Raw genomic sequence first — 8676 nt, forward strand, 5'->3', positions numbered from 1 at the left:
TGCACGGCGCGGTGCAGGTGCGGCAGCACCTCGGCCGGAGCCTGGTGCAGCGTGCCGCGCACGCAGCCGGCCCAAGCCTCGCACTCCGCCTCGAGGCCTCCATCGCCGAGCGCGGCGGCAGCCTCGCCGGCACGGCGGATCAGTTCGAGCGAGCCGCCGACCTCGGCGCCGTAGTACATCGCCACGCCGCGTGCCAGGGTCAGCTCGGCATCGGCATGCCGGTCGGCCGCGGCCCGCGCGGCGGCGTCGGCGGCCAGCAGTGCCTCGGGCACGTCGGCGCTGCGCCAGTGCCGCGCCAGCAGGATCACGCGCTGCGCCAGCAGGCGTGCCCGGTCGGCGTCGACCCGGGCCTCGGCGATCGCCCGTTGATTGCGTTGCAGGAGGCGCGGCATGGTGGAGCGGCGTGCATCGGCAGCGCGGCGCTCAGGCGCGCGACACCCGCGCCCGGCGCACCCAGTGGGCCAGCACACGCACCAGCCGGTCGGGATCGATCGGCTTGGCGAGGAAGTCGTTCATGCCGTGGCGCAGCGCGCTGTCGCGCTGCGAGCTCAGCGCATCGGCGGTCAGCGCGATCACCGGCAGCATCGTCGCGCCGTGGGTGCGCCGGATCGCGATGGTGGCATCGATACCGTCGAGCACCGGCATCTGCAAGTCCATCAGCACGGCGTCGAAGGGTTCGTCGCGGGCGGCAGCATCGGCCACCGCCTGCACGGCCAGCTCGCCGTTGACGACGCTGACCACCTTGGCTCCCCAGTGGGCCAGCGTCGCCTCGGCCACCAGCGTATTGACCGGATGGTCCTCGACCAGCAGCACGCGCGCGTCCTTCAGCGCATCGACCGGCGCGAAGCGCGGCGCCGGGGCGCTCGCCTGCTCGGCGGCACGGCGCAGCGGCAGGTCGGCCCAGAAGCGGCTGCCCTCGCCCGGCGCGCTGAGCATGCCGACGCCGCCGCCCATCAGCACCGCCAGCTGGCGGCAGATGCTCAGGCCCAGGCCGGTGCCGCCGTAGCGGCGCGTGGTCGAGGTGTCAGCCTGCGAAAAGGGGTGGAACAGCCGCGGCTGCACCGCGTGGGCGATGCCCGGCCCGCTGTCGCGCACCTCGATGCGGGTGCGGCCGTCGGCCAGGCGCGTGGCACGCAGTTCGATCGAGCCGCGGTCGGTGAACTTCAGCGCGTTGCCCAGCAGGTTGGCGGGAATCTGGCGCAGCCGCACCGGATCGCCGTTGACCCAGCGCGGCACGCCATCGTCCAGCACGAAGCGCAGTTCCAGCCCCTTGGCAGCGGCCAGCTCGGCATAGGCATCGCGCATCTGGCGCAGCATCTGGTGCAGGTCGAAGTCGACCTGCTCGAGCGTGAGCCGGCCGGCCTCGATCTTCGACAGGTCGAGGATGTCCGAGATCAGCCCGGCCAGCGCCTGCGCGCTGTCGTCGATGTGCTCTAGGTACTCGCGCAGCCGTGCCGGCGGCAGCGACGGATCCTGGGCCAGGCGCACCAGCCCGAGCAGGCCGTTGAGCGGCGTGCGGATCTCGTGGCTGGTGTTGGCGAGGAACTCGCTCTTCGCGCGGCTGGCCGACTCGGCCTGGTCGCGCGCGTCGGCCAGCGCGGCGGCGACGCGGCGCCGCTCGGTGATGTCGTCGACGATCCAGATCGTGCCGCCGCTGCCCGGGTGCTGCGGATCGATCGAGCGCGCGCGCAGGTTGGCCCAGAACACCGAGCCGTCGCGCCGGGCCATCTCGAACTCGCCCTCGAAGGCGCGCCCCTGCTGCAGCAGCGGAGCGGCGCTGAGGCCGATCTCGTCGTAGGCGGCATCGCTCGGCCAGACGCAGCGGCCGGGCTGGCCGACCAGTTCGCCCGGCTGCCAGCCGAACAACTCCTCGAAGCGCGGATTGGCGTGCTGGAACTGCCGGTTGCGCGTGAAGGCGATGCCGACGAACGCGGTGTCGAGGATGGCGTCGAGCGGCGCAGCGGTGGTGGCGAGCATGGTTGTTGCGAGGCGATCGGCCATTACAACGCGCGTCCGGCGCCGCCGGCGACCGCGCCTCGCTCGCAGTGCGCGGGAGCGTGAGCTATTGCCCGCCCGATACAGCCCCTCACAGGGCTGCGCTAGCATGCGCGCCTGCCCCGAGCCCACCCACCGACCATGACCGACAGCCTGCAAGCCACCGTGCGCACCCGCGCGAATGTCTATTTCGACGGCAAGTGCGTCTCGCACAGCCTGGAACTGGCCGATGGCAGCAAGAAGAGCGTCGGCGTGATCCTGCCCTCGACGCTGAACTTCAACACCGGCGCGCCCGAGCGCATGGAACTGGTCGACGGCGAATGCCGCGTCAAGCTGCCCGGCGCCGCCGACTGGGCGACCTACCGCGGCGGCCAGAGCTTCGACGTGCCCGGCAACTCGGCCTTCGACATCGAGGTGACGCAGACGCTGCACTACGTCTGCCACTTCCTCTGACATCGCCGCCGGAGCCGGCCACGCCCCCTGGCTGGCAAGGGGCAGGAGTTTCGCGGCAGCATCCCGCGCCATGCACCGCCTGATCGCCTTCCTGCTCGCCGCGCTGACCTGGGTCGCCGCCCAGGCCCAGGCCCCCACGCTGAAGACCGTGCCGGTGGCCACCGGCCTGGACCGCCCCTGGGCCCTGGCCTTCCTGCCCGACGGCCGCATGCTCGTCACCGAGAAGCCCGGCCAGATGCGCGTCATCGCGGCCGACGGCCGCGTCGGCCCCGCACTGGGCGGCCTGCCGCCGGTGGACGCCACCGGCCAGTGCGGGCTGCTCGACGTCGCGGTCGACCCCGGGTTCGCCCGCAACGGGCTGGTCTACTGGACCTTTGCCGAACCGGGCGACGGCGGCAATTCGACCGCGGTGGCGCGCGGCCGGCTCGACGGCGACCGGCTGCTCGAGGTGCGCACGATCTTCAGCCAGAAGCCCAAGGTGGCCAGCCGGCTGCACTGCGGCTCGCGCATCGTCTTCGGCCGCGACGGCACGCTGTGGGTGGGCCTGGGCGACCGCTATTCGCGCAAGGACGACGCGCAGAACCCGGCCAACCACATCGGCAAGGTGGTCCGCATCGACCGCGACGGCCGCGCGCCGGCCGACAACCCGAAGTTCGCCGCCGCCGAGGTGTGGAGCCTCGGCCACCGCAACATCCAGGGCGCAGCGGCGCATCCGGCGACCGGGGTGCTGTGGACGGTCGAGCATGGCCCGCAGGGCGGCGACGAGGTCAATGCGCCCCGGCGTGGCGCGAACCACGGCTGGCCGCTGGTCACGCGCGGGCGCAACTACGTGACCGGCACGCGCATTGGCGAAGACGGCCCCAAGCCCGGCTTCGAGGAGCCGCTGAAGGTGTGGGTGCCCTCGATCGCGCCCAGCGGCATGGCCTTCCTGAGCAGCGACCGCTACCCCGGCTGGCAGGGCAGCCTGTTCGTCGGCGCGCTGAAGGCGCAGTTGCTGGTGCGCCTGACGCTGGACGGCGGCAAGGTGGTCGCCGAAGAGCGCCTGCTGCAGGACCTCGGCGAACGCATCCGCGACGTGCGCCAGGGGCCGGACGGCTGGCTGTATCTGGTGACCGACGGCCGCAACGGCCAGGTGCTGCGGCTGGAACGCTGAGGCGAGCGGGCGGGCCTCAGTCGCCCCCGCCGCCGCAGCCGCCGCCTCCCCCGTCGCTGCCGCAGCCGCTGCCATCGCTGCCGCTCGAGGAGCCACAGGACGATCCGCAGCCGAAGCCGCCGGCGCAGTGGGTGTCGCCCCGGTCGGCGCCGAGCAGCCGGCAGTCGGGCACGTAGCGGTAGCCGCCGGGAATGGCCAGTGCGGCATCGAGCGCGAACAGCACCGGCAGCCGCTGCGGCTGCCTGGGGTCAATGCCCTCGTCTCGGCAGCTCCACACCCAGGCGCGGCGCAGGCCCTGGAAGTTCCTGTCGGCGCGGTCCGGCTGTTCGGCCAACGCTTCGGCGGGCGTGTGGTGCAGCATGCGGCCGAAGGTCTTGCGGCAGAAGACGTCGTAGGCGCGGGTGTGCAGGATGAACTCGTGCCACATCGCGTCGACCACCTTGGATGGCATCGCCACGAAGCGGCCCTGCGCCATCGCGCTGGCGAGGAAGAACTGGCGCAACCCGCGCTCCACCTCGATCGCCTGCACCGGCGTGATCTGCGGGTAGGTGGCGCGGAGCTTGTCGCGCAGGTAGGGTGGGAACGGGTGGGCCTTCACCAGCCGGCGCGCCGTCAAGGCCCGCCAGACCCGGTACAGCGCGAAACTCGACATCCCCACCACGAGCAGCGTGAACACGCCGCCGACATTCCAGCTCATCGTCATCTCCCTTCTTCTTGTTGTCGTCTTCTTCTTGTTGAACAAGACTGTGAAAGGCGCCGATGACACTTTCTTGACGATGTCGTCAGACCACCACGGGCTCCGGTTCCAGCCGGATGCCGAAGCGCCCGTAGACACTCTCCTGGATGGCGCGCGCCAGCGTCATCACCTCCGAGCCGATGGCGCCGCCGCGGTTGACGATCACCAGCGCCTGCCGCTCGTAGACCGCGGCCTGGCCGACCGACTTGCCCTTCCAGCCGCAGGCATCGATCATCCAGCCGGCAGCCAGCTTCACCGTGCCGTCGGGCATCGGGTAGTGAACGATCTCCGGGTCGCGGCCGATGATGTCGCGGCACTGCTCGGGTGTGACCACCGGGTTCTTGAAGAAGCTGCCGGCATTGCCGATCAGCGCCGGGTCGGGCAGCTTGGCGCGGCGGATCGCGCAGACCCAGTCGAACAACTGGCGCGGCGACGGATTCGAGACACCGCTCTCGCGCATGCGCCGCTCGATGTCGAGGTAGCCGAGCACCGGCTGCCAGGGCCGCGGCAGGCGCAGGCGCACGCGGGTGATCAGCGTGCGGCCGGCCAGCGAGTGCTTGAAGACGCTGTCGCGGTAGGCGAAGGCGCAGATCTCGGCGCCGAGGGTGACGCTGCGTCCGGTCACCAGGTCAACGGCATCGAGCGACTCGAAGCGGTCCTTCAGCTCCAGCCCGTACGCGCCGATGTTCTGCACCGGAGCCGCGCCCACGGTGCCGGGGATCAGCGCCAGGTTCTCCAGCCCGGGACAGCCCTGGTCCAGCGTCCAGGCGACCAGGTCGTGCCAGCTCTCGCCGGCGCCGCATTCGACGATCCAGGCATCGGCGCGCTCTTCGACCAGCCGCATGCCGCGCACCTCGACCTTGAGCACGACCTGCGGCATGTCGTGCGTCAGGATGATGTTGCTGCCGCCGCCGAGGATGAACTTGGGCGCCAGGCCCAGTTCCGGGTGGTCGACCACGCGGCGCACGTCGGCATCACCCTTGATCCGCACCAATGTCTGTGCGACGGCGGGCAATCCGAACGTATTGAACGGCTTCAGACTGACGCCCGACTCGATTTGCATGCGAGAATTTTCCACTATGCCGAGCTTTGACACCGTCATCGAGCCGAATCTCGTCGAGGTTCGCAACGCCGTCGACCAGACCGCCAAGGAAATCGGCACGCGCTTCGACTTCAAGGGGTCGTCGGCCGCGGTCGAACTGGCCGACAAGCAGATCACCGTCTACGCCGACAGCGATTTCCAGATCGCCCAGGTCAAGGACATCCTGGTCGCCAAGCTGTCCAAGCGCAGCGTCGACGCGCGCTTCATTGACAGCAGCGCCAAGATCGAGAAGATCGGCGGCGACAAGGTCAAGCAGGTGCTGACGGTCAAGAGCGGTGTCGACACCGACAGCGCGAAGAAGATCCAGGCCGCCATCAAGCAGAGCAAGATGAAGGTGCAGGCGGCGATCCAGGGCGACACGGTGCGCGTCACCGGCGCCAAGCGCGACGAGTTGCAGCTCGCCATGCAGCTGATCCGCAAGACCGTGCCCGACGCACCGGTCTCGTTCAACAACTTCCGGGACTGAGCATGAAGCTGGCAGCGCTGGGCGCTTTGGTGATGTTCCCGGCGCTGGCGCTGGCGCAGAGTGTGTCGATGAGCGGCAGCCTGGGCGACAAGGCGCTGCTGGTGATCGACGGCGCGCCGCGCACGGTGGCCGCCGGCAGCACCGTCGGCGGCGTCAAGGTGATCCGCGTCGGCTCGGGCGAGACGGTGGTTGAGGTCGGCGGCAAGCGCCAGACGCTGATGCTCGGCGGCGCGCAGGTCAACCTCGGCGGCCAGGCCAGCGCCGGCGGGGCCACGCAGATCGTGCTGTCCGCCGGGCCGGGCGGGCACTTCGTCACCGGCGGCACGATCAATGGCCGCTCGGTGCGCTTCCTGGTCGACACCGGCGCCACCAACGTGGCACTGAGCGAAGCCCTGGCGCGCAGCATCGGCCTGGACTTCAGCAAGGGCCAGCGCGGCCTCACCAACACCGCCAACGGCCAGGTGATCTCGCACCGCGTCTCGCTGCGTGAAGTGCGCGTCGGCGAGGTGACGGTCTACAACGTCGACGCGACCGTGGTGCCGGCCGGGATGGAGATGGTGCTGCTGGGCAACAGCTTCCTGTCGCGCTTCCAGATGAAGCGCGACGCCGACGTGCTGGTGCTCGACAAGCGCTACTGATCGGCGCTCGGCGGCCGCGCCAGCGCGTAGGCGATCACCGCCACCACCCCCAGCGCGGCCAGGCCGAGCAGCAGCTCGCGGTAGCCCGGCAGCGCCAGCAGCAGCCAGGCGGTCAGCAGCGGCGCGGCGGCACGCGACAGCAGCGCGATCGCGCTCATCGCCCCGCTGATGCGGCCGACATGCTCGCGGCCGAAGTACTCCGGCACGAGATTGCCGCGCACGATGGTGACCAGCCCGTTGGCCAGGCCGAACAGGAGCGCGAACAACAGCAGCGCGAACACGCTGTCGGCCAGCGCGAAGATCGCCAGCGACAACGGCAGGCCGGCCAGCACGATCAGGCCGAGCGTGCGGATCGACACCCAGCGCCCGAAGGCGAGGAAGGCGAAGCGCCCGGCCACCTGCGCCGGGCCGAACCACACCACCACCGCCAGCGCGCTGGCCTCGCTCAGGCCCTTGGCGGCGAAGGCCGGCATGATGTGCGCCCACAGCGCGGCGGCGGCGAAGGAGTACAGCGTGAAGGTGGCCGTCAGCAGCCAGAAGGAGCGCTCGCGCAGCGCCTCGTGCAAGGTGGCGTCGTCGGCGCTGTCGTGCGGCCGAGGCGGCGCATCCTGCGTCGGCGTGCCCTTCAGCGCCCAGGCGTGCAGCGGCGCGATCGCGAGCAGCAGCACGGCGCCGATCACCGCCAGCGCGCCGCGCCACTCCAGCGCGCGGATCAGCCAGGCCACCGCCGGGAAGGACAGCGTGCTGGCGAAGCCGCCGACCAGCGTCAGCGTGGTGATGCCCTCGCGGTACTGCAGCGGGAAACGCTTGGTCAGCACGTTGAAGGCCGGCTCGTAGAGCGTCATCGCCATCGCCGCACCAAGCAGCAGCCAGGCGGCATACAGCCAGCCCAGGCTGTCGGCACGCGACCAGACCAGGAAGCCGAGGCCGGCCAGCGCCGCGCCCAGCGTCATCACCGCGCGGCCACGGCCGTGGTCGATGGCTGCGCCGGCGGCATAGGTGGTGGCCCCCCACACCGCCAGGCCGGCGGTGAACGCGCCCATCATCTGCGGCTTGCTCCAGCCCAGCGCGCGCTGCATCGGCAGAACGAAGGACGAGAAGCCGTAGTACAGCGCCGCCCAGCAGATCAGCTGGCCCGTGGCGAGCGCCGCCACGGTGGCGCGATAGCTCGGCGGGTTCACCGCCGCACCGCGCCGCCGCGGCGGCGGTCGGCCTGCACGCCGGCGGCCAGGCGCCCACCCAGCGCTTCAGCTTGCGCCGTGAGCCGCTGCAGCGCCTCGTCGAGCGCCGTCAGCAGCGGCTCGTCGAGCGCGGCCAGCACCGCGCGGTTGATCGCCGCGACCTGGGGAAACATCTCGTCGTAGAGCGCCTGCCCGCGCGCCGTGACCTGGACCACCGCGCGGCGCGCATCGCCCGGCCGCGCCACACGCTGCACCAGTGCCTTGGCCGCCAGCGAGCCGATGGCGCGCGAGGTGCGCGCGCGATCGAGGTGAGCCCGTTCGGCCAGCTCCGACGGCGAGGTCGCGCCCTGGGCCGCCAGCAAGGCGAGCAGCCGCCACTCGCGCCGGGTGATGCCGTAGCGGCCTTCGCACAGCCGCACCACCGGCGCGCCGCTGAGCGCGTGCAGCCGCGCCAGCCGGTAGTTCAGCAGGTCGTCCAGGCCCTGCGGATCTCTGAGGGTCATTGCCGAGATGGATTGATTAGCGCAATCCATTGTGCGGCACCTAGCATGGCCGCCAGACACGCCCATGAACGTCCTCTTCATCATGGCCGACCAGCTGCGCTGGGACCATCTGTCCTGCGCCGGCCACCCCTTCCTGGCCACGCCCAGCCTCGACGCGCTGGCGCGGCGCGGTGTGCGCTTCGCCAACGCCTTCGTCAACAGCGGCGTGTGCGGCCCGAGCCGCATGAGCTTCTACACCGGCCGCTATCCGATCAGCCACGGCGCGACCTGGAACCGCGTGCCGCTGTCGGTGGGCGAAGTCACGCTGGGCGAGTACCTGCGCGATGCCGGCCGCACGCTGGCGCTGGCCGGCAAGACCCATGTGATGCCCGACCACGCCGGCCTGTCGCGCCTGGCGCTCGACGGCGGCAGCGAGCTCTCGACCTTCCTCGAGCGCGGCGGCTTCATCG

The 8676-nt window shown here is 71.3% G+C and carries 11 protein-coding genes; 5 read left to right on the forward strand and 6 right to left on the reverse strand.

The annotated features are described in order from the left end of the window. On the reverse strand, positions 1-392 hold a 392-nt coding region (locus AAG801_RS37790; protein WP_341893037.1), incomplete at its 3' end, for a hypothetical protein. 31 nt (positions 393-423) lie between these two features. Next, positions 424-1977: an ATP-binding protein gene (locus tag AAG801_RS37795; RefSeq protein WP_341893038.1), complete on the reverse strand. Its 1554-nt coding sequence runs from the start codon at positions 1975-1977 to the stop codon at positions 424-426. A gap of 159 nt (positions 1978-2136) precedes the next feature. Here AAG801_RS37795 and AAG801_RS37800 point away from each other — a divergent pair, with 159 nt between their 5' ends. Then, positions 2137-2448 (forward strand): pyrimidine/purine nucleoside phosphorylase, encoded by a 312-nt coding sequence (locus AAG801_RS37800; protein ID WP_341893039.1) that lies wholly within the window; start codon positions 2137-2139, stop codon positions 2446-2448. 70 nt (positions 2449-2518) lie between these two features. Beyond that, entirely contained in the window at positions 2519-3601 is a 1083-nt protein-coding gene (locus tag AAG801_RS37805; RefSeq protein ID WP_341893040.1) for a PQQ-dependent sugar dehydrogenase, read from the forward strand. Positions 3602-3617: 16 nt separating this feature from the next. Here AAG801_RS37805 and AAG801_RS37810 read toward each other — a convergent pair whose 3' ends face one another. Continuing rightward, a complete protein-coding gene (locus AAG801_RS37810; protein ID WP_341893041.1) occupies positions 3618-4298 on the reverse strand; it encodes a hypothetical protein in 681 nt (226 codons plus the stop codon). A gap of 85 nt (positions 4299-4383) precedes the next feature. Then, positions 4384-5400 carry a UDP-N-acetylmuramate dehydrogenase gene (murB, locus tag AAG801_RS37815; protein ID WP_341893042.1) on the reverse strand — a complete coding sequence of 339 codons (1017 nt, stop codon included), beginning with the start codon at positions 5398-5400 and terminating at the stop codon, positions 4384-4386. Positions 5401-5416: 16 nt separating this feature from the next. On the opposite strand from murB, the gene AAG801_RS37820 reads away from it, so the two are divergent. Both AAG801_RS37820 and AAG801_RS37825 read left to right on the forward strand, forming a co-directional pair. Continuing rightward, complete coding sequence (locus AAG801_RS37820) at positions 5417-5905, forward strand: YajQ family cyclic di-GMP-binding protein (protein WP_341893043.1); 489 nt, start codon at positions 5417-5419, stop codon at positions 5903-5905. Between the two features lie 2 nt (positions 5906-5907). Next, on the forward strand, positions 5908-6543 hold the full coding sequence (locus AAG801_RS37825; RefSeq protein ID WP_341893044.1) for a retropepsin-like aspartic protease: 636 nt from the start codon (positions 5908-5910) through the stop codon (positions 6541-6543). Here AAG801_RS37825 and AAG801_RS37830 read toward each other — a convergent pair. Both AAG801_RS37830 and AAG801_RS37835 read right to left on the reverse strand, forming a co-directional pair. Then, positions 6537-7724, reverse strand: coding sequence for an MFS transporter (locus AAG801_RS37830; protein WP_341893045.1), 1188 nt, complete (start codon positions 7722-7724; stop codon positions 6537-6539). The genes AAG801_RS37825 and AAG801_RS37830 overlap by 7 nt on opposite strands. Then, positions 7721-8227, reverse strand: coding sequence for a MarR family transcriptional regulator (locus AAG801_RS37835; protein WP_341893046.1), 507 nt, complete (start codon positions 8225-8227; stop codon positions 7721-7723). The genes AAG801_RS37830 and AAG801_RS37835 overlap by 4 nt, the downstream gene beginning before the upstream one ends. 64 nt (positions 8228-8291) lie before the next feature. Here AAG801_RS37835 and AAG801_RS37840 point away from each other — a divergent pair. Then, positions 8292-8676 (forward strand): sulfatase-like hydrolase/transferase (locus AAG801_RS37840; RefSeq protein WP_341893047.1); only part of this gene is annotated, 385 nt, incomplete at its 3' end.

Source organism: Variovorax sp. YR752 (assembly GCF_943372545.1).